The following is a 19,785-nucleotide window of genomic DNA, read 5'->3' on the forward strand; positions in this document are numbered from 1 at the left end:
CCGAACCTGCCGCTGATGCACCAGGGCGGCAGGTGTGCGGATCAAGCGGAGCAGAGGGGACAGAGGGGACAGAGGAAACAGCAGGAACAGGAGGAAGGCCCGGACCACCTACAGGTCCGGGCCTTCGTCGCGTCTCGTGCCGTGCGGGGTCACACCTCGCCGCGCCAGGCGCCCGTCTCCGCTCCGCCGCGCTTCTCGATGAACTGCTTGAAGCGGCCCAGGTCACCGGTGACCTGCCGCTTCACGAAGCCGAGCTTGTCGCCGACCGTTTCGGCGAGGCCGTCGGGGTCGTAGTGCATCTGCAGCATGACCTTGGTGCGTGATTCGTCCAGGCGGTGGAAGGTGACGACGCCTGCCTGCTTGGCCTGGCCCTCCACCGTGGTCCACGCCACGCGCTCGTCCGGGATCTGCTCGGTGATCTTGGCGTCGAACGTGCGCTCCACGCCGTCGATCTTCGTCACCCAGTGGGTGAGCTTGTCAGTGCGCTGTTCGATCCGCTGCACCCCTTGCATGAACTCGGGGAACGTCTCGAACTGGGTCCACTGGTTGTACGCGGCGCGGACCGGGACGTCGACTTCGATGGACTCTTCGACTTGCGACACGGATGACACCTTTCCTCGCGTACGTCCTGGTGCGACCGGCGACCACACAGCCGACCTCGTGCCGTGCGGCCGGGCGGTGCACCTCTCTCTTCACTCGCGAGTGCCCTGGACATCCGCTTTCACTCACGGGACATCCGCTTTCACTCACGGGCTCCGCGAATCGAGGACGACCGCCGTTCCGGCGACGGTCCTGTCCTCGTGCACCGTGATCACCTGGCCCGGCCGGAGGTGCTGCCACTTCGGCGGGGAGAGCGGGGCGAGGCGTACCGTCACCCGGCCGCCGGGGCCCACGGACGGGGCGAACTCCGCCCAGCGGGCGGCGACGCAGAGGTCCGGTTCGCCTGTGGCCGTCCGACGCCCGATGTCCCACATGGGCCGCAGGACACCGGCCCCCGAAAACGGGGTCTTGCGGCGGCCCTCGTCGGCGGGCGAGCGCCACTTCCCATTCGTCGTGGACGAGGTACTCCCAGACGTCGTTCACCGTGATGTCGTTCTCGGTGGCGACGTCTTCCGGGACCAGAAGCGAAGCTGCTTCCAGCAGGCGAGCCGGGTCCTGCCGTGTGCTGGTCACTTCAAGTGGCGGGCGAGGACGCGGTCCGCCGCGCGGTAGACGTCGATGTTGTCCTCCGGATGTGCAAAGCCGTGGTCCTCATTCTCCTTGACCAGGTACTCGACCTCGACGTAGTGGGATGCGGATCTGGTCCACCCGGCTGATCGGAGAACGGTCCTCGAGGGCGCTCTCGCGGGGCCGGCGGCGCAGCACGCCGAGGAGCGTGACCACGCCCTGCATGATGACCGGCGACGCGCAGCTCTCCTTCAGGAGACCGGCGCCCTTTTGGCCTTGCCGATCTTGGGCAACCGGGAGAAGTGATCTTCGTTCCCGTCCACCGCCAGGGAGAGCAATGACCGTGTCCTCGCGCCCCGTTCGGCGGACGAACGGCGAGCGGCGCTTCGATCTGCGCACGACCGCCCTGTTCTTCGTGCTCGTCGCGATCCTGCTGTGCGGCACGGCGGCTCTGGTCCGCGCCGCCGCCCACATGGTCGAGAGCCGCCCGCTGTGGATCGGCTCGCTCGCCGTCGTGGGCCTCTCGGCCGCCTGCCTCGGCAGGTCCCGTTGGCGGCGTTTCTCGGCGGCGAGGTACGCGCGGCGCGCGGCGGCGGCGCTGGAGGAGGCGGCCGAGCGGGCGTCCGAGAGCCTCGACGGCACGAGGACGCCGGCGGCTGCCGCGACGGTCGCCGCTCCGGTGGTTCCCGCCGTCGCGGGGGACGGCTTCGGCACGGAACCCACCCTCGTAAAGGAAGCCACACTCACAGAGGAGCTCACCTTCGCAGAGGACCCGGCCCTGGTGAAGGAGCCCACCCTCGTACTGGACACGGAGGAGACCGCGACCGTCGTCCTCGACGCACCGGCCGTCGGCGTCGACTACGCCGCACTCGACGCCGACGCCTTCGAACAAGCCGTGGCCGACCTCTGTGCCCGCGACGCGTGCCAGGACGTCGAAGTCGTCGGTGGCGCCTGCGACCTGGGAGCGGACGTCCTGGCGGTGGCGCCGGACGGACGCCGGATCGTCATCCAGTGCAAGCGCTACGGCGAGGACAACAAGGTGGGTTCGCAGGACCTGCAGCGTTTCGGGGGTACGTGCTTCACGGTCCACGAGGCGGATGTCGCCGCCCTGGTGACGACGAGCGACTTCACGGCTCCCGCCCTCGAGTACGCGGAGCAGTGCGGCATAGTCTGCGTGAACGGCGTGGAGTTGCAGGCCTGGTGCGACGGTACGGGGCCGAGCCCGTGGGACCTGGTGGCCGCCGACGCCTGACCCGCAACGGAGGACGCCGGATCAGACCTTCGCCGTGACCCGCCGTGCCGCGGGCACCGGACCGCCCTCGCTCACTCCGAACCGCGCGTGGAACCTGCGCAGCGGCCCCGGCGCGTACCAGGCGGAGCGGCCGAGCAGCCGCATCGCGGCCGGGACGAGGATGCCGCGCACGGCGATGGCGTCGATGAGGATGGCAAGACCGCTGCCCAGGCCGAAGAGTTGCATGAAGCTGATCTCCGCCGTGCCGAAGGCGAAGAAGCTGACCGCGATCAGGGCGGCCGCCGCGCTGACGATGCCTCCGGTGTGCCCGAGGCCGCCCGTCACCGCGGACTCGTTGTCCTCGCCGAGATCGTGCAGTTCCTTGATGCGGCTGGTGACGAACACTTCGTAGTCCATCGACAGGCCGAAGGCGACGCAGAACATCAGCACCGTCATCGACGTCTCCATCGGCTGCGCGGTGAAGCCGAGCACCCCGGAGAGGTTGCCGTCCTGGAAGATCCAGGTCATGACGCCGATGGTCGCGCCCAGGCCGACCGCGTTGAGGACAAGCGCTCGCAGCGGCTGCACGATGCTGCCGGTGAAGAGGAAGAGCAGCAGGAACGTGGTGACGACGATCAGGCCCACGGCGAGCGGCAACCGGCCCGCGATGGAGTCGTTGGAGTCGACGAGTTCGGCGTCGGCGCCGCCGACCAGCGGGTGCGTCCCGGAGGGCGGGGTGGCCGCCCTGACGTCGTCGACCAGGTCCTTCGCCGCGTCGGACTTCGGTGTCAGGGTGCTGACGACGTTGAGCTGCTGCGCGGTGGGGCGGCCGAGCACCGGGTTGCCGGGACCGGTCGGTCGGGTCCTGCCGTCGGCGTAGGTGCCCGTGCCGGTCTCGACGCGGGCGACACCGTCGAGACCGGACAGGCGTGCCGCGTACGACGCCAGTGGTGCCTTGTTCACGTCTCCGTCGATGACGACGTGCAGGGCGGCCGCGTCGTTTCCGTTGAAGTTCTCCCGCAGGGACACGGAGACCTCGCGGCTCTCGGCGTCCTCGGGCAGCACGCGTTCGTCCGCCGTGCCGAAGGTGATGCCGAGGAGCGGGCTCGCCGCGAGGAGCAGGACCGCGAGCACGGGCATCGCGGTGAGCGCGGGGCGGCGCATGGCGGTGCGGGCGAGGCGTCCCCACACCGACGTCGGGGCTCCGGTGCCCGCCACCGAAGTCGGGGTTCCGGTGCGCGCCCGCTTCGCCCACGGCATCCGTCCGCTGTTCACGCGGTGCCCCAGTACGTTGAGGAGTGCGGGCATCACGAACAGGGAGGCGAGGGCGGCGATGACGACGACGCCGACGCCGGAGTAGCCGAACGAGCGGAGGAAGTACTGCGGGAACACCATGAGCGCCGCGAGGGCCGCCGCCACGGTCGCCGCGGAGAACGCGACGGTACGGCCCGCCGTGCTCATCGTCGTGCGGACGGCATCCTCCACGCTCGCCCCCGCCGCGAGCTGCTCCCGGAACCGGCTGATCATCAACAGGGCGTAGTCGACGCCGAGTCCCAGGCCGAGTGCCGTGGTCAGGTTGATCGCGAAGATGGACACGTCGGTGACGCTGCCGACCACGTACAGCTCCGCGAAGACGCCCACGATGGCGATCAGCGCGATGGCGAGCGGCAGCAGCGCGGAGACGACGGTACCGAAGACGACCAGGAGCAGCAGGAGGATGAGCGGGACGGCGATGGTCTCGGCGAGGACGAGGTCCTTCTCGGTCTGCGGGCCCATCTCGTGGCTCACGCCCGCGCTGCCGCCCGCCTTGACGGTGAGCGTGTCCTCGTACGTTCCGGCGTAGTCGTCGATGACGCCCTTGGCGTTCTCCTGCTGCTCCATGTCGTGGCCCTTCACGCGGGCGAGCACGATGGCCTCGCGGCCGTCCTTGGAGCGCAGGTCGGGGCTCTTCGTGTCCCAGTACGAGACGACGTTCTCCAGGTCCCTCTCCTTCTTCAGCTCCGCGACGAGTGCCTGGCCGCTCCGCCGTGCGGCGGGGGCGTCGACGCGGCCGTCGGAGGCGCGGACGAGGAGGACCAGGTTCGTCTCTCCGCCGAGCTTCTCGTCGATGACGGTCCTGGCCCGGGAGGACTGGGAGGCCGGATCGTCGAAACCGCCCCCCAGTAGCTTCCCGAACGCACCGGCTCCCAGGACGCCCATGAGGGCCACGACCACTACGGCGACGGTGAGTACCCACCGCGACCGGCGGATCGCCAGTTCGGCTATGCGTTCGAACACGCGCTGTCTCCTTCATGCACAGGTGTTGCGGTGACGGGCGCAGCCGACGCTAGCGGGGTACAACAAAATTGAGCAGTGTTAGATTTTCTTCACAGGGTGCCGAATTCCGGCCCCAGGGCGAGGGTGAGCGACGTACGGTCGCTGTATGTCCACCGATGAAGTCCCCGCGACCCGACCCTCGTTGCGCGAGCGGCGACGAGCCGTCGCCGTCGAAGAGATCGTGAGCACGGCCGAGACACACATCGCCGAACACGGCCCGCACGCCCTGTCGTTGCGCGCGGTGGCCCGCAGCCTCGGCATGACCGTGCAGGCGCTGTACCACTACTTCCCGAGCCGGGACGATCTCGTGACGGCGCTCATCACCAAGGCGTACGACGACTTGGCGGACGCCGTGCAGGAGGCGACGGAGAGCGCGCCGGACGACTCCGACGTACCGGGGATGATCGTCGCGGCGGAGGGCTACCGACGCTGGGCGATCGACCACCCCGAGCGGTTCCAACTCCTCTACGGAGCACCGCTCCGGCACTACCACGCGCCCGTCGACGGTCCCACGACGGAGGCGAACCGCCGGATGAGCGCGGTCTTCGAGCGGGAGCTGTTCCGGGGGTTCTCACCGGAACAGCTGGCGGCGGCCGACACGCGGTCGCTGTCCCCCGCGTTCCTGGGGCACCTGGCGCAGCAGATGCCCCCGAGCGGCACCGCCCTGCCGCCGCCCGCGACGGCCCTGCTGCTGAGCGTGTGGGGCTATGTGCACGGCATGGTCGCCCTGGAGGTGTTCGGACACACCGGCTTCCTCGGTGTCCACCAGTCCGAGCTCTACCGCATGGCGATGCGGAACCTGTACGAGGACGTGCGCCGGCGGGTGCCGGCGCACGACTGAACTCGCTGCGAACGCCTACTTCTTGCCGCAGAACTCCGCTTCGAAGACGTCGTCGTACGGCTTGCCGTCCTCCAGCCAGTCACCGTTGAGGTGGAACGTCAGGGTGTGCTTGCCGTCGGCGGTGGTCGCCGTGCTGGTCAGCGAGCCCCAGACGATGCCGTCGTGGCCGTAGACCTTCACTCCGCACGACAGGGTGCGGACGATCAGGCCCGCACCGTACCGGTAGAAGGTGCCCGTCTCGACGGTGTCCAGCAACTCCCGCTGCTGCGCGGGCGGCAGGAGCTCGCCCTTGATGAGGGCGCTGTAGTAACGGTTGAGGTCACCCGTGGTGCTGATGACCTCGCCGGTGGCGCCGGACCATGCCGGGTTGTACTCCGTGGCGTCGTACACCTCGGGGCCGGGGTTCTCCGCGTAGAGCTTGGAGTAGCCGATCGCGTAGGGGGCGGGCATCTTCGGGTCGGTGCCGGGGAACGTGGTCTCGCGCAGCTTCAGGCGCTTGATGATGCGCCGTTCGGCCTCCTGCGCGTACGTGTTGCCCGTGGCCTTCTCGATGATCATGCCCGCGAGCACGAAGTTGGTGTTGGAGTAGTTCCAGCCGGTGCCGGGCTCGAAGTCGGGCTTGTACTTGAGCGCCAGGCCCAGGATCCGCTCGGGGCTCCAGGTCTCGTATCGGTGGGCGAGGAAGCCCGGGCCGTTCATGTACGAACGCCACTCCGGCGTCGACACCATGTCGTGCACGCCGCTGGTGTGGTTGAGGAGTTGGCGCACCGTCACCTTGGTGCCGTCGTAGCCGTTGCCGTCCAGCACACCGGGCAGCCACCGCTCCACGGAGTCGTCCAGGCTGAGCTTCCCCTCGGCCTCCAGCTGCAGAAGGACCACGGCGACAAGGGACTTGGTGTTGCTTCCCGCGCGCAGGTGGTCCGCCGCGGTGCGCTTGCGCTGCGTCGCGGTGTCGGCGTACCCCGCGGATCCGAACCACTTGCCCTTCGAGTCGCTGACCTCGGCGGCCACGCCCGGCATCCCGGCCCGCACCAGCCCGTCGAGAGCCTGCTGTGTGGCGGCGTGCCCGCCGGTGGACCCGGGCCCCTTGGAGCCCTCGGCCGCGGTGGCGGTGCCGGTGACTCCCGCCAGGGCGACCGCCACGCCCAGCGCCACGACGGACCCCCTGCGGAGCATTCGCTTACGAGTGGACATGCGTTTCCTCTCCCCCAAATGTGCAGCATGATCATTCGACGGAGGCAGTGTACGAGGAGGAGAAGGACAGTTCTTGGTATATACCAGGGAACTCCTCCCCCAGTAACCTCCACAGTGGCCGGCGGCACACCCCCACCCGCTCACCGCACCATCCCCCCACCCACCCCGTTGGCGCCCGGCCTTCAGGAGGATCACGATGAAACCTCGCACCAGAAGTACGGCGGTCATCGGCTCCATCTGCCTCATCGCTTCCCTCGCCCTGACCACGGCGTCCGCCGACGAACCCGCCGCCTCGCGCCAGGCCGCGAAGGTCACGCTCAGCAAGGTGGCCACCGCGAAGAACCCGTCCGCCGGCGCGGCGGGGCCCGGCGGCGCGGTCTGGATAGCCGAACGCGCGGGCACCGTACGCGTGTTGGGCAAGCGAGGTCTCGGCGAGCCCGTGCTCGACATCTCCGCCGAGACCACCACGGACGGCGAACGCGGCCTGCTCGGCATCGCGTTCGCCAACGACTTCAAGCACTTCTACATCTCGTACACGGACCTCCAAGGCACCAGCACCATCGACGAGTTCGCCGTGCGCAAGGGCAGGCTGCGGCCCGAGACCCGGCGCACCGTCCTGACGCAGACGCAGCCGTACGCGAACCACAACGGCGGCGACATCAAGTTCGGCCGCGACGGCTACCTCTACATCGCGTTCGGCGACGGCGGCTCCGGCGGCGACCCGCACGGCAACGGGCAGAACCTCGACACGCTCCTCGGCAAGCTGCTGCGCATCGACCCGCGGGGCGGCAAGCCGTACGCGATCCCGTCGGACAACCCGTTCGTCGGCGACCCGAAGGCGAGGGACGAGATCTGGGCGTACGGACTGCGCAATCCCTGGCGGTTCTCGTTCGACAAGGGTACCGGCGACCTGTTCATCGGTGATGTCGGCCAGAGCGCCTGGGAGGAGATCGACCGGGCCCCCGCGGCCGACAAGGGCGGCGAGAACTACGGCTGGTCGCAGATGGAGGGCACCCACCCCTTCCGCGAGGGCACCGAGCCCGCCAACCACGTGCCGCCGATCCACGAGTACGACCGCACCGGCCTCGGCTGCTCCGTGACCGGCGGGTTCGTGTACCGGGGCAAGGCGATCCCCGAACTCAGGGGCCAGTACCTGTTCAGCGACTACTGCGACGGCACCGTCCGTGCCCTGCGGATGAAGGACGGCAAGGTGACCGGGGTGAGCGACCTGGGCGTCAACGGCGGCGAGGTCGTCTCGTTCGTCCAGGGCGGCAACGGCGAGCTGTACGTGCTCGACCTGGGCGGGCCGGTGTCCCGCATCGACCCGGCGGCGTGAGACCGGCGGCGCAAGGGCACTCTCACCGCCCGTTGGCCGAGAAGTGCTGGTAGTCCGGGGCCCGCCAGCGCCCTCCCCACTGCCAGCCCACCGTGCGCATCGCCGTCGTGATGACGTCACCGTTCTTGATCATGCCCTTGGCGGTGCGTCGCCTGTCCAGGAAGGCGGCGCCCGCCGCGGGGTAGACACGCCCGTTCCTGTCCACGTACGGGTTCTCCACCGTGTTGATGTCCACCGCGTCCCCGTACGAGTGCTGGGAGAGCCGCGACGGATCCCCCGTGACGGCACGGCAGTTGAACGCCGAGGTGTTGTCCGCCCTCATCGCCGCGATGTCGCTGCCGCCGTACGCCGCCATCGTCCGCATCCGGCGGACGGGGAACCGGGCGTCGAAGGCCCGGCCGAAGACGTACAGCATCGGCCGCACGGCCTGGGCGCGCACGACGAGCTCACCGGCGTGGACACGGCCGTCGAACCCCCAGTGGTTCATCCGGATGAGCCGGAGGCCGGAGGGCGCGACCGGGCACCCCTGATGCCAGCTCCGCCCCAGCTCTCGCGCGGAGACGGCGCTGACCCGCGCGTCCAGGGCGGGCGCCCGCTGCGTGCCGGCGGCGGTGGGCGCCGGGCCGAGGGTGGCGAGGAGGAGTGCGGCCGGGGTGGCGAGTGCGAGGAACGCACGAGCTCGAAGCGTGATCACCCCACAGGCATAACGCGCTCCTACGGCCCCACCCTGCCCGCCCAGCCGACCTCCGGCCGCCATTCGCCCGATTGGTGGGCCCTCTCGTCGCCCTCTCGTTTTTCCTTTCTCTGGACAAAGCGTGGACGTCCTCCGACACCGTCCCTACGCTGAGCGTCGCTTTGCCACAGAGATCTGCGTAACCCATGCCGGAACCACGCAGGAGGAAGAGTGAAGCCACACCCCCCGTACCGCGGAGCCCGAAGATCCACGGGACTGCTGCTCAGCGCCCTTCTCGGAGCCGGTCTGCTCGCGCCCGGCGCGGCCGCGGACGACGGTCGGCGGCCGTTCGCGGACCTGCCGCCCCAGGAACCCGGCGTCACGCTGCGCGTGTTCGACGTGCGGACGCCGCTGGAGAAGCTGTGCGACCTCAAGCCGGCCCAGACCCCCAACGTCGACAAGCTGATCCCGACGGCCGACTGGACGTCGACCGACGGCTTCGGCTTCAGCGACAACTTCGTGTCGCAGATCATCGGGAACCTCGACGTGCCGGAGGCCGGCGCGTACGACTTCCGGCTGATCAGCGACGACGGTTCGCGGCTCTTCCTCGGCGGCCGGCAGGTCATCGACCACGACGGGCTGCACGGCGCCGAGCCCAAGGACGGCAGCGTCACCCTCGACGCCGGCCACCGGTCGCTGCGCATCGACCACTTCGACCGGGGCGGCGGTCAGCAGGTCACCCTCCAGTGGAAGCCGCCGGGCGCGAGCGAGTTCACGACCGTGCCGAACTCCGTGCTCAGCACGGACGCCGACGTCGTCCGGGTCACCGCGCCCGGCCGCAAGGAGTGCGAGGGGACGTACGACACTCCTGGTGACGGCCTTCCGCTCACCGAGGTCAACCCCGGCTACGACCTGACCGACCTGCGCCCCAAGGGCTTCGAGCCGCAGGTGTCCGCGATGGACTGGCTGCCCGACGGCCGGCTCGCGATCTCCACGTGGGGCGGCAGCGACGAGACCAAGGGCGAGGTGTACCTCCTCGACCACGTCACCGGAGACACGAGTCCCGAGAAGGTCACGTACAAGAAGATCGCCGACGGGCTCAGGGAGCCGATGGGCATCAAGTACGCGGACGGGAAGCTGTACGTGTCGGAGAAGCACCAGCTCACCGAGTTGAACGACACCAACGGCGACGACGTCACCGACGAGAAGCGGAAGATCGCCGAGTGGCCGTGGGGCAAGAACTTCCACGAGTTCGCCTTCGGTCTGCTCTACGAAAAGGGCGACTTCTATCTGAACCTCTCCGTCGCCATCAACTACGGCGGCGCGACCACCGACCCGCAGCCCGCCCCGAACCGCGGCACGACCATCAAGGTCAACAAGGCCACGGGCAAGGTGAGTTACCTCGCCGGAGGCCTGCGCACCCCGAACGGCATCGGACGCGGACCGGGCAACGACCTGTTCGTCACGGACAACCAGGGCGGCTGGCTGCCCGCCTCCAAGCTGGTCCACATCAAGCAGAACCGGTTCTTCAACCACTACATGAACCCCGACGGGCCCTACGACGACAAGCCCGTCACCAAGCCCGTGCTGTGGCTCCCGCAGAACGAGATAGCCAACTCCCCTAGCACCCCGATGAAGTTGAAGAAGGGGCCGTTCGCCGGGCAGATGGTGTTCGGCGACGTCACCTACGGCGGACTGCAGCGCGCGGACCTGGAGAAGGTCGCCGGTGAGTACCAGGGCGCGGTGTTCCGGCACACGCAGGGCCTGGAGGCGGGCGTCTCGCGGATCAGCGAGGGCCCGGACGGGGCGATCTACACCGGCGGCCTGGGCGCGGACGGCAACTGGGGCCAGGAGGGCAAGCTCCGCTTCGGCCTGCAGAAGCTGACGCCGAACGGGAAGACCGCGTTCGACATCAAGACGATGCGCGCCACCCGTGACGGCTTCGACCTCACCTACACCAAGCCCCTCTCCGAGGAGACCGCGGCCAAGCTCACCGAGGGCGCGTACGCGGTCGAGCAGTGGCGGTACGTTCCCACGCCGGACTACGGCGGCCCGAAGGTCGACGAGGAGTCCCTGCCGGTCGCGTCGGCGAAGCTCTCGGACGACCGGCGCACGGTGCGGCTCACCATCCCCGGCCTGAAGCCGGACCGGGTCGTGCACGTCCGCTCGCCCCGCCCGTTCTCGTCCGCAGGGGGCGAGGAGCTGTGGTCCACCGAGGCCTGGTACACCCTCAACGCCAGGCCGGGCCCGCAGGAGCCCGTCACGACGTACGACGCCGAGTCCGCGAAGCTGTCCGGCGGCGCGGGCATCGACAACGAACACGCCGGGTTCACCGGCGGCGGCTTCGTCGACGGCTTCGGCGACAAGGGCGCGAAGGCGACCTTCGACGTCGTGGTCGACAAGAAGGGCGCGTACGACGTGGGGCTGCGCTACGCGAACGGCCCGCACCCCGCCGCCGGCACCAAGACGGTCGGCGTCGGCGTCAACGGCGGCGCGGCGAAACAGACGAGCCTGCCGTCCACGGTCGCGTGGAACCGCTGGTCGACGAAGACCGAACGGCTCTCCCTGCGCAAGGGCCACAACACGATCACGTACGCCGTGGGCGCCGACGACACCGGCCATGTGAACCTCGACGCGCTCGACGTGCGCAGACCGGGCGCGAGGATCGACCTGTTCTCCGGCGGCAGCGTCTCCACCGCCTGGCAGCACAGTGACGGCCGCAGCGCGGAATGGCCGCACAAGGCGGAGAGGTCCATGGAGGTCTGCTGCGGCGACCTGCGCACGAAACAGCACTTCGGGGACTTCAGGCTGCATGTCGAGTTCCGGGTGCCGAAGCTGCCGGACGACGTGACGGGGCAGGACCGCGGCAACAGCGGGGTCTACCTCCAGGAGCGTTACGAGGTGCAGATCCTGGACTCGTACGGCGTGGCGAAGCTCGCGGACAACGAGGCGGGGGCGATCTACCAGAAGAGGGCCGCCGACCTCAACGCGTCGAAGGCGCCCGAGTCGTGGCAGACGTACGACATCACCTTCCGTGCCGCCCGGTTCGACGCCGACGGCAAGAAGACGTCGGACGCCCGGGTCACCGTGGTCTGGAACGGCGAGAAGGTCCACGACGACGTGGCCGTGGACGGCCCGACCGGTGCGGGTGACGCCGAGTCCGCGGCGGCCGGCGCCATCCGGTTGCAGGACCACGGCAACAAGGTCCGCTTCCGCGATGTGTGGGTGGAGCCGGTGTCCTGACCGGTTCCCGCGGGGGATGCCGGCCGGGTCCTGTCCGGTCGGCGTCCCCCGTCACCCGGTGCTCATCCGGTGCTCATCCCCCGGCGAAGAGGGTGGTGCCGTCGGGGCCGAGCGCCTCCACGCGTGCGCCGTGTTCGACGGTGCGGCTGACCGTGCAGTACTTCTCGTGGGTCAGCCGGACGGCGCGCTCCAGCGCCTCGGCGGCGCGGGTGTCGCCCTCGGGCAGGTCGAGTTCGTAGGAGACCCGGACGACGCCGACTCGGCCGTCGTCCTCGGGGCGGGTCACCGACTCGACGACGACGCGCAGCGCGTCGTGCTCGACGGTGCGGGCGGTGCGGTCCACGACGAGTCCGCCGCAGCCGCCGAGAGCGGCGAGGAGGAGTTCGACGGGGGTGAAGGAGGGCTGGGCGTCGGGGTTGTCGGCGGCGGCGATGCGGACCTCGGCGCCGCGGTCGTTGCGGGCGGTCCAGTCGCGTTCGCCGTTGCGTACGGTCTCGATGCGGTAGTCGGCCATGGCGGAACGGTAACCAGGGTCGGGCCCGGGACGGCGCAGGCCGGTCCGACGGGTCTCAGGGGGCGGCCTGTTGTACGTCGCCCCGGGTGGAGGAGGCGACCGTGTCGCGGTGGGCGAAGTCGCCGGGCGGGATGCCGGGGTGGTGGCCGGGCAGGGGCTCCGCGGTGGTCGCGGCGGGTCCGAGGGTGAGGCGGGAGACGATGCGGTAGCGGTCGCCCCGGTAGAGGGAGTGCACGTACTCGACGGGCTGCCCCGCCGTGTCGGAGGTGAGGCGTTCGAAGAGCAGCGCGGGGGACAGCTCCGGTACGTCGAGGAGTTCGGCCTCGGCGCGGGTGACGACCGTCGGCTCGATGGCCTGCACGGCTTCGCGGACGTATACGTCGTGGTGGGCGCGCAGGTGCTCGTAGAGGTCGCCGCTCTCCAGTTCCTGTGCGCTGAGCCCGGGGACTAGGTCGGCGCGGATGTGCAGGTGCTCGATGGCCATCGGGGTGCCGTCGACGAGCCGGAGCCGGGCCACGTAGACGATCTCCGCGGCGGGTGACAGGCGCAGCTTGCGGCCGACGCGGGCGCCGGCAGGGATGGTGGTGAACTCCAGGAGCCTGCTGGACCAGGCTCCGGCGGCCGGCGGGACCGACAGGGCCTGCTCGCGGGAGACGAGTTCCTGGGTGATCTTCTGGGGGGCGACGAACATGCCGCGCCCGTGTTCGCGTACGAGAAGGCCCGCGGCGACGAGTTCGTCGACGGCCGCGCGCAGGGTGGGCCGCGACACCCCGAGGCCCGCGCACAGGGCGCGCTCGGACGGGATGGGGTCGCCGGGCCGCTGCGACTCGATGAGTTCGAGGATGTGGTCGCGCACCCGCTCCCGCTTGAGCACCGCGCCCGGTGCCTTCCTGTTCGTACCGCCAGCCACCGAACGACCCCCCCTTGCGCCATACGACCAGTTGCCTGACCAGTTGACCACAAGGTCGCGGAGATCGACAACTGACCAGCATTCACGCGGGGGTTGACGCTTCGATTGGTCCATGCCACCTTTCTCCATCACCAGAGGTCACTTGACCAGTTTCCAACTGGTCAGGTCCGACGCCCAGAGGTGACCCGTGAAGCTCCGCTTGCTCGCCGGCCTGTCCGCGTTCGTCGCGGCAGCCGGGCTCAGTGCCTGCAGTTCGTCCGGATCCGGCGACGGGGTGTCCGGGGGCGGCGGGCGGACAGCCCTCGACGTGTGGCTGATGCGCGACAGCGTCTCGGCCGCCTTCCAGAAGGATTTCGAGAAGGGCTTCGAGGCCGCGCACCCCGGCATCGACGTACGGGTGCAGATCCAGGAGTGGGACGGCATCGGCGAGAAGGTCACCGCCGCACTCGCGAGCAACGACGCGCCCGACGTCATCGAGACCGGGAACACGCAGGTCGCCCAGCTCGCGCAGAGCGGCGGCCTGCTCGATCTGAGCGACAAGGTCGACGACCTCGACGGCAAGCACTGGCTGAAGGGCCTCGCCGAGCCCGGCGCGTACGAGGGCAAGCAGTACGGCATCCCCTTCTACGCGGCCAACCGCGTCGTCGTCTACCGCACCGACCTGTTCGAGAAGGCGGGCATCGACGCCGACGCGATCAAGACCCGCGACCAGTGGATCGCGGCGACGAGGAAGCTCGACAAGGACGGCCGGCAGGGCATCTATCTCCCCGGCCAGAACTGGTACACCCTCTCGGGCTTCATCTGGGACGAGGGCGGCGACCTCGCCACGGAGTCCGACGGAACCTGGCGCGGCGCCCTGGACACCCCCGAGGCGCTGCGCGGCATGGCCTTCTACAAGAAGCTCCAGGCGCTCGGCAAGGGGCCCAAGGACTCCGACGAGGCGCAGCCGCCCCAGGCCGAGGTGATGGCCAAGGGCGAGGTGGCCCAGATCATCAACACGCCCGGCGGCGCCCACGTCGTCGCGCAGAACAACCCCGAGCTGAAGGGCACGTTGGGGTTCTTCCCCATCCCGGGGAAGACGGCCGACACGCCCGGCGCCGTGTTCATCGGGGGCTCCGACCTGGTGATCCCCGCCGTGGCCGAGCACCACGACGCCGCCTACACCTTCATCAAGGAGCTCACGGGCGACGCCTGGGAGAAGAAGCTCGCCGTCACGATGAGCTACGTGCCCAACAGGACGACGCTCGCCGACGCCGTCGCCGAGGACCCCGGCGCCTCGGCGATGGCGGTGGGCGCCGCCGTCGGCCGTGCCACGCCGAACACGCCGGGCTGGGCGGCCGTCGAGGCGAAGAACCCCGTGAAGGACTACATGACGGCCGTGCTGACCGGCGGGGATCCGGCGCGGGAGGCCGAGAAGGCGTCCGACGCGATCACCTCGGCGATGAAGTAGGGAGCGTGTGCCGTGCCGGTCGTCCGTGAGCGGACCGAGCCCCGTAGCCTCCCCCGGCCGCCCCGGCGCCCGGCGCGTCCCCCGCGCCGCGCGACGGCATCGGGCGCCTGGCCGTACCTCCTTGTGGCACCCGCCGTCCTCGGCATGCTGTATCTGCTGCTCTATCCGCTGGCGCGGGCCGTCCTCATCTCGTTCCAGGACTTCGGACTGCGCGAGCTGATCCTGGGGAACGCGCGCTTCACCGGTTTCGACAACTACACGACGCTGCTGTCCGACCCCCGTTTCTGGGCGGTGGTGCGCCGTACGTTCGTCTTCATGGCGGTCTGTGTCGCCTCGATCATGGTGCTTTCGACGCTGGTGGCGCTCATGGTGGAGCGGCTCGGCAGGTTCGGGCGGGCCTCGGTGCTCAGCGCTCTCGTGCTCGCGTGGGCGATGCCGGTGGTCGCGGCGACGACGGTGTTCCAGTGGCTGTTCCACTCGGAGTTCGGGATCGTCAACCATGCGCTGACCGGCCTGGGGTTCACGTCGTTCGACGGGTATCCGTGGCTGGCGCACGGTCCTGCCGCCTTCGCGATCCTGGTCCTGCTCGTGGTGTGGCAGTCGGTGCCGTTCGCCGCGATCACGCTGTACTCGGCGCTCACCACCGTGCCGGTCGAGCTGTACGAGGCCGCGCGCATCGACGGGGCCTCCGGGGCGCGCGTCTTCCGTTCGGTGACGCTGCCGATCGTGCGCCCGATCTTCATGCTGGTGCTTTCGCTCGAGGTGATCTGGACGTTCAAGGCGTTCGTGCAGATCTGGGTGATGACGCGCGGCGGCCCCGGCGACGCGACGACGATCCTGCCGGTGTACGCGGTGCAGACGGCCCTGTCCGGCCAGCACTACGACCTCGGTTCGGCGGCCTCCATGGTGACGGTGCTGCTGATGTCCGGGGTGCTCGTCCTCTACTTCCGGCAGACGTTCCGACAGGAGGCCGAGCTGTGACGACCTCGCGCGCGCCGCGCCGCCTGCCCCTGCACCTCGGCGCGGCGTTCACGGTGATCGTGTGCCTCTTTCCCGTGTACTGGATGGTCACCACGTCGTTCAAACCGTCCCGTGACATCCAGTCCGACGACCCGCACCCGCTGCCGCGGAGCTGGACGCTGGACCACTTCCGGCGGGCGATCGACGCGGACGGGTTCGGTCTGTTCTGGCGCAACAGCGTGCTCGTCACCCTCGGCGCGGTGCTGCTCGCGCTCGTCGTGGCGCTCGGCGCGTCCTTCGCGGTGGCCCGGATGCGGTGGCGGGGGCGACGGCAGTTCATGCTGATGGTGTTCATCGCGCAGATGGCGCCGTGGGAGTCGCTGATCATTCCCGTGTACATCATCGCGCGGGACACCGACATGCTGGACCGGCTGCCGACGCTGACCCTCGTCTACTTCATGATGACGCTGCCGTTCACGATCGTCGTGCTGCGCGGCTTCATCGCGACCATCCCGCCGGAGCTCGAGGAGTCGGCGCAGGTCGACGGCTGCACGCGGCTCGGCGCGTTCCGGCACGTGGCGTTCCCCCTGCTCGCGCCCGGGCTGATGGCGACCTCGCTGTTCGGCTACATCACGGCGTGGAACGAGTTCGCGTACGCCAACTTCCTGATCATCAAGCAGCAGGACCACCGGACGCTGCCGGTGTGGCTCTCCTCGTTCCAGAACACCTTCGGCACCGACTGGGGCGCCACGATGGCCGCCTCCACGCTGTTCGCGCTGCCCGCGCTCGTCGTCTTCCTGCTGCTGCAACGGCAGGTGACGTCGGGGTTCGCGGCCGGTGCCGTGAAGGGCTGAGCCAGCCACCGCCCAGGAACCAGCCACCGCCCAGGACCGCCGTCCGCCTCTGGAGGCCCCGCCGTGCCCGCACCCCGCCCCTCACTGGTCCCCCTGCCCACCCAACTCAGCATGCGTCCGGGCCACTTCACCCTGAACCACCACACCGCCGTGCGCGTCTGTGCTGGTGCGGAACCCGCCGCGGCACTGCTGCGCACCCTGCTCGCCCCGGCCACCGGACTCCCGCTGCCGACCGCGCCCGACGGGCCGCTCGTCCTCGCGCTCGACCCGCAGCTGCGCGGCCTGGGCGAGGAGGGGTACGGCCTCACCATCGGGCCGGACGCGCTGCTCCTGCGCGCCGCCCACCTCACCGGGCTGCTCCGCGGCGTCCAGACGCTCCGTCAGCTCCTGCCGCCCGAAGCCCTCGCAGGACGGCCCCGGCGCGGCACACCGTGGCAGCTGCCCTGCGCGGAGATCACCGACGTCCCGCGGAACGCCTGGCGCGGCTTCATGCTGGACGTCGCACGCCACTTCCAGCCGGTCGCGCAACTGCGCAGGTACGTCGACCTGCTGGCCCTGCACAAGCTCAACGTGCTGCATCTGCATCTCACCGACGACCAGGGGTGGCGGATGCCCGTCGCCGCGTATCCCCGGCTCACCGAGGTGGGCGGCCGTCGCGCGGAGTCGATGGTGGGCCCGGCAGGCAGCGCGGTCCACGACGGTGTGCCCCACCAAGGCGCTTACACCCGGGACGAGTTGACCGGTCTCGTCCGCTACGCCGCGGCGCGGGGCGTGACCGTCGTGCCGGAGGTTGAGATGCCGGGCCACACACGGGCCGCCCTGGCCGCCCACCCGGAACTCGGCAATGTCCCGACGCGGCGGCTGGACGTGTGGACCGACTGGGGCGTCTGCGACACCGTCCTCGCCGTCGACGAGCCGGTGCTCGACTTCTGCCGCACCGTCCTCGACGAGGTCCTTGACGTCTTCCCGTCCCCGCACATCCACATCGGCGGCGACGAGTGCCCCACCACGGAGTGGGCGGCGAACCCGGCGGCGCGCGCACGCGCCGCCGCCGAAGGCCTGCCGGACACCGCCGCGCTGCGCGGCTGGTTCCTCGCACGCGTCGGGGCGCACCTCGTCGGGCGCGGGCGCATCCCGACCGCGTGGGCGGAGAGCGGCGAAGGCCTGCCGACGGAGTTCACCGCCATGACGTGGCGCGACCCCGAGCACACCCGCCTCGCCCTGAAGCGGGGCCACCGGGTCATCAGCTGCCACCACCGGGCCGCCTACCTCGACTACGCCCAGTCGGCCGACCCCGCCGAGCCGCAGGCGCAGCCCGGGGCGGTGGTCGACCTGCGCGCGGTGCACGGCCACGAGCCGCCGGACAGCACCGCGACGTCCGGCGAACTCCTCGGCATGCAGGGCCAGTTGTGGACCGAGTTCGCGCCCACCGCGGACCACGTCGACCGGCTCGCCTTCCCGCGTCTGTGCGCGCTCGCGGACCGCGCCTGGCACGGCGCCGCGCCCTGGCCCGGTGTGCACGGCAGGCTGCGCGAGCACGCCGCCCGGCTCGCCGCGCTGGGCGTGCGGCACGGCCCACTCGATCCGTACGTCCCCCACCGTCCCTGATACGTCCCCCTCCCCCACCGTCCCGAAGAGGGACAGTCATGAGAAAGGAACAGGCATGAGAAGGAAGACGCTCACCCGTTCGGCGAAGCGGTCCCTCACCTGTACCGTCGCGGCCGCGCTCGGCTGCGGGGGCCTGCTCGCCCTCCCCTCGCCCGCCGTCGCGGCCGTCGGCGACCTGACCGTGCAGTACCACACGGGCGCCACCGGAAGCGATCAGGCCGAGCCGTGGCTGAAGGTGAAGAACACCGGCGGTTCCGGGGTGGCGCTCAGCGGCGTGAAGATCCGCTACTACTTCAAGTCCGATGCGGGAAGCCCGAGTTACCGCTTCGCCTGCTCGTGGGCGGTGAAGGGGTGCGGCAACGTCACCGGTGCGTTCGGGACGCTCGCCGAGCCGACCGCCACAGCCGACCGTTACCTGGAGATCGGGTTCACCCCGGGCGCCGGATCGCTGGCGGCCGGCGCGGACACCGGTGACCTGCAACTGCGCTTCCACCGCGCGGACTGGCAACCGCTGAACCAGTCCGACGACTACTCGTTCGGCTCCGGGCAGTCCGCGTACGCGAACTGGTCGAAGGTCACCGCGCAGCTCGACGGCGCGACGGTCTGGGGCACGGCACCCGAGGGCAACGACCCGACCGACCCCACGGATCCGACCGACCCGCCCGGCGACGGGGCCACCCTGTTCGACGACTTCACGTACAGCGCGTACAACGACCCGAAGATCGCGGCGAACGGCTGGCACGTGCGCTCCAACTCCGGTGGCCCCGGTGTGCCCGGGGCCACCTGGGACCCGCGCAACGTGACGTTCGCGTCGTCGGGCGGCACCACGGTGATGAACCTGGAGACGTCGACGGCGGGCACCGGCGCGAGCACCGAGCAGACCGAGGTGCTGACGAAAGCGATGAAGTTCAGGAACGGGACGTACGCGGCGCGCGTGAAGTTCAGCGACACCCCGCGCGGCGGTCCCGACGGCGACCACCTGGTGCAGACGTTCTTCACCATCAACGACCTCAAGGCGCCGATGGCCGACGAGTACGCCGAGTACGACTTCGAGTACCTGCCCAACGGCGGCTGGGGCGAGCCCTCGAACATCCTCTACACGACGTCGTGGGAGACCTACAACCCGGACCCGTGGCAGGCCGTCAACCAGCACACCGAGAGCCGGCAGAGCTACACGGGCTGGCACGACCTGGTGGTCACCATCGACAACAGCTCCATCCGCTACTACGTCGACGGGCAGCTGTTCGGCACGCACGACGCCGCGTATCTGCCGGAGCGGCCGATGTCGATCAACTTCAACCAGTGGCTGATCGACCTGGCGGGACAGTCCAGCACCACGCCGCGCTCGTACGACCAGCAGGTGGACTACGTCCTGCACGTCAAGGACCAGGTGCTGAGTCCGGCGCAGGTCGCGGGGAAGGTCGCCGGCTACCGGGCCGCGGGCACGGCGTTCGAGGACACGGTGCCGTCGGCGTGACGGGGGCGGGG

16 protein-coding genes are annotated in these 19,785 nt (G+C 70.2%); 9 read left to right on the top strand and 7 right to left on the bottom strand.

The features are described 5' to 3' along the window. Nucleotides 1-149 precede the first annotated feature (149 nt). Both AC07DO_RS09190 and AC07DO_RS09195 read right to left on the bottom strand, forming a co-directional pair. Nucleotides 150-602, bottom strand: a complete 453-nt coding sequence (locus tag AC07DO_RS09190) for an SRPBCC family protein (protein WP_479058035.1) — start codon at nt 600-602, stop codon at nt 150-152. A 144-nt stretch (nt 603-746) separates the two neighbouring features. After that, nucleotides 747-974, bottom strand: a complete 228-nt coding sequence (locus tag AC07DO_RS09195; RefSeq protein ID WP_479058037.1) for a hypothetical protein — start codon at nt 972-974, stop codon at nt 747-749. 530 nt (nt 975-1,504) lie between these two features. Between AC07DO_RS09195 and AC07DO_RS09200 the strand changes: the two genes are divergently transcribed. Continuing rightward, entirely contained in the window at nt 1,505-2,419 is a 915-nt protein-coding gene (locus AC07DO_RS09200; protein ID WP_479058039.1) for a restriction endonuclease, read from the top strand. A gap of 21 nt (nt 2,420-2,440) precedes the next feature. Here the strand turns inward: AC07DO_RS09200 and AC07DO_RS09205 are convergent, their stop codons facing one another. Continuing rightward, on the bottom strand, nt 2,441-4,675 hold the full coding sequence (locus tag AC07DO_RS09205) for an MMPL family transporter (RefSeq protein ID WP_479058041.1): 2,235 nt from the start codon (nt 4,673-4,675) through the stop codon (nt 2,441-2,443). 145 nt (nt 4,676-4,820) lie between these two features. Here AC07DO_RS09205 and AC07DO_RS09210 point away from each other — a divergent pair, with 145 nt between their 5' ends. Beyond that, nucleotides 4,821-5,555: a TetR/AcrR family transcriptional regulator gene (locus AC07DO_RS09210; protein ID WP_479058043.1), complete on the top strand. Its 735-nt coding sequence runs from the start codon at nt 4,821-4,823 to the stop codon at nt 5,553-5,555. A gap of 15 nt (nt 5,556-5,570) precedes the next feature. Here the strand turns inward: AC07DO_RS09210 and AC07DO_RS09215 are convergent, their stop codons facing one another. Then, nucleotides 5,571-6,749 carry a serine hydrolase domain-containing protein gene (locus AC07DO_RS09215; protein ID WP_479058045.1) on the bottom strand — a complete coding sequence of 393 codons (1,179 nt, stop codon included), beginning with the start codon at nt 6,747-6,749 and terminating at the stop codon, nt 5,571-5,573. Nucleotides 6,750-6,945: 196 nt separating this feature from the next. Here AC07DO_RS09215 and AC07DO_RS09220 point away from each other — a divergent pair, with 196 nt between their 5' ends. Continuing rightward, the gene (locus AC07DO_RS09220) at nt 6,946-8,085 is read left to right on the top strand and encodes a PQQ-dependent sugar dehydrogenase (RefSeq protein ID WP_479058047.1); all 1,140 of its coding nucleotides are present in this window, start codon (nt 6,946-6,948) and stop codon (nt 8,083-8,085) included. Nucleotides 8,086-8,107: 22 nt separating this feature from the next. Here the strand turns inward: AC07DO_RS09220 and AC07DO_RS09225 are convergent, their stop codons facing one another. After that, nucleotides 8,108-8,779, bottom strand: coding sequence for a M15 family metallopeptidase (locus AC07DO_RS09225; RefSeq protein ID WP_479058049.1), 672 nt, complete (start codon nt 8,777-8,779; stop codon nt 8,108-8,110). Nucleotides 8,780-8,989: 210 nt separating this feature from the next. Between AC07DO_RS09225 and AC07DO_RS09230 the strand changes: the two genes are divergently transcribed. Next, entirely contained in the window at nt 8,990-12,001 is a 3,012-nt protein-coding gene (locus tag AC07DO_RS09230) for a 3-keto-alpha-glucoside-1,2-lyase-like domain-containing protein (protein WP_479058051.1), read from the top strand. 73 nt (nt 12,002-12,074) lie between these two features. Here the strand turns inward: AC07DO_RS09230 and AC07DO_RS09235 are convergent, their stop codons facing one another. Then, a complete protein-coding gene (locus tag AC07DO_RS09235) occupies nt 12,075-12,515 on the bottom strand; it encodes an OsmC family protein (RefSeq protein WP_479058053.1) in 441 nt (146 codons plus the stop codon). 55 nt (nt 12,516-12,570) lie between these two features. Beyond that, complete coding sequence (locus AC07DO_RS09240) at nt 12,571-13,425, bottom strand: GntR family transcriptional regulator (protein WP_479058054.1); 855 nt, start codon at nt 13,423-13,425, stop codon at nt 12,571-12,573. 187 nt (nt 13,426-13,612) lie between these two features. Between AC07DO_RS09240 and AC07DO_RS09245 the strand changes: the two genes are divergently transcribed. From AC07DO_RS09245 to AC07DO_RS09265, 5 genes are all read left to right on the top strand, one after another. Then, complete coding sequence (locus AC07DO_RS09245; protein WP_479058055.1) at nt 13,613-14,875, top strand: extracellular solute-binding protein; 1,263 nt, start codon at nt 13,613-13,615, stop codon at nt 14,873-14,875. 12 nt (nt 14,876-14,887) lie between these two features. Further along, nucleotides 14,888-15,856: a carbohydrate ABC transporter permease gene (locus AC07DO_RS09250; protein WP_479058056.1), complete on the top strand. Its 969-nt coding sequence runs from the start codon at nt 14,888-14,890 to the stop codon at nt 15,854-15,856. Then, nucleotides 15,853-16,689, top strand: coding sequence for a carbohydrate ABC transporter permease (locus tag AC07DO_RS09255; RefSeq protein ID WP_479058058.1), 837 nt, complete (start codon nt 15,853-15,855; stop codon nt 16,687-16,689). The genes AC07DO_RS09250 and AC07DO_RS09255 overlap by 4 nt, the downstream gene beginning before the upstream one ends. A 63-nt stretch (nt 16,690-16,752) precedes the next feature. Then, on the top strand, nt 16,753-18,297 hold the full coding sequence (locus tag AC07DO_RS09260; protein WP_479058059.1) for a beta-N-acetylhexosaminidase: 1,545 nt from the start codon (nt 16,753-16,755) through the stop codon (nt 18,295-18,297). Nucleotides 18,298-18,352: 55 nt separating this feature from the next. Then, entirely contained in the window at nt 18,353-19,774 is a 1,422-nt protein-coding gene (locus tag AC07DO_RS09265) for a cellulose binding domain-containing protein (protein ID WP_479058061.1), read from the top strand. Nucleotides 19,775-19,785 lie beyond the last annotated feature (11 nt).

The organism is Streptomyces sp. NPDC045678 (genome assembly GCF_056432085.1).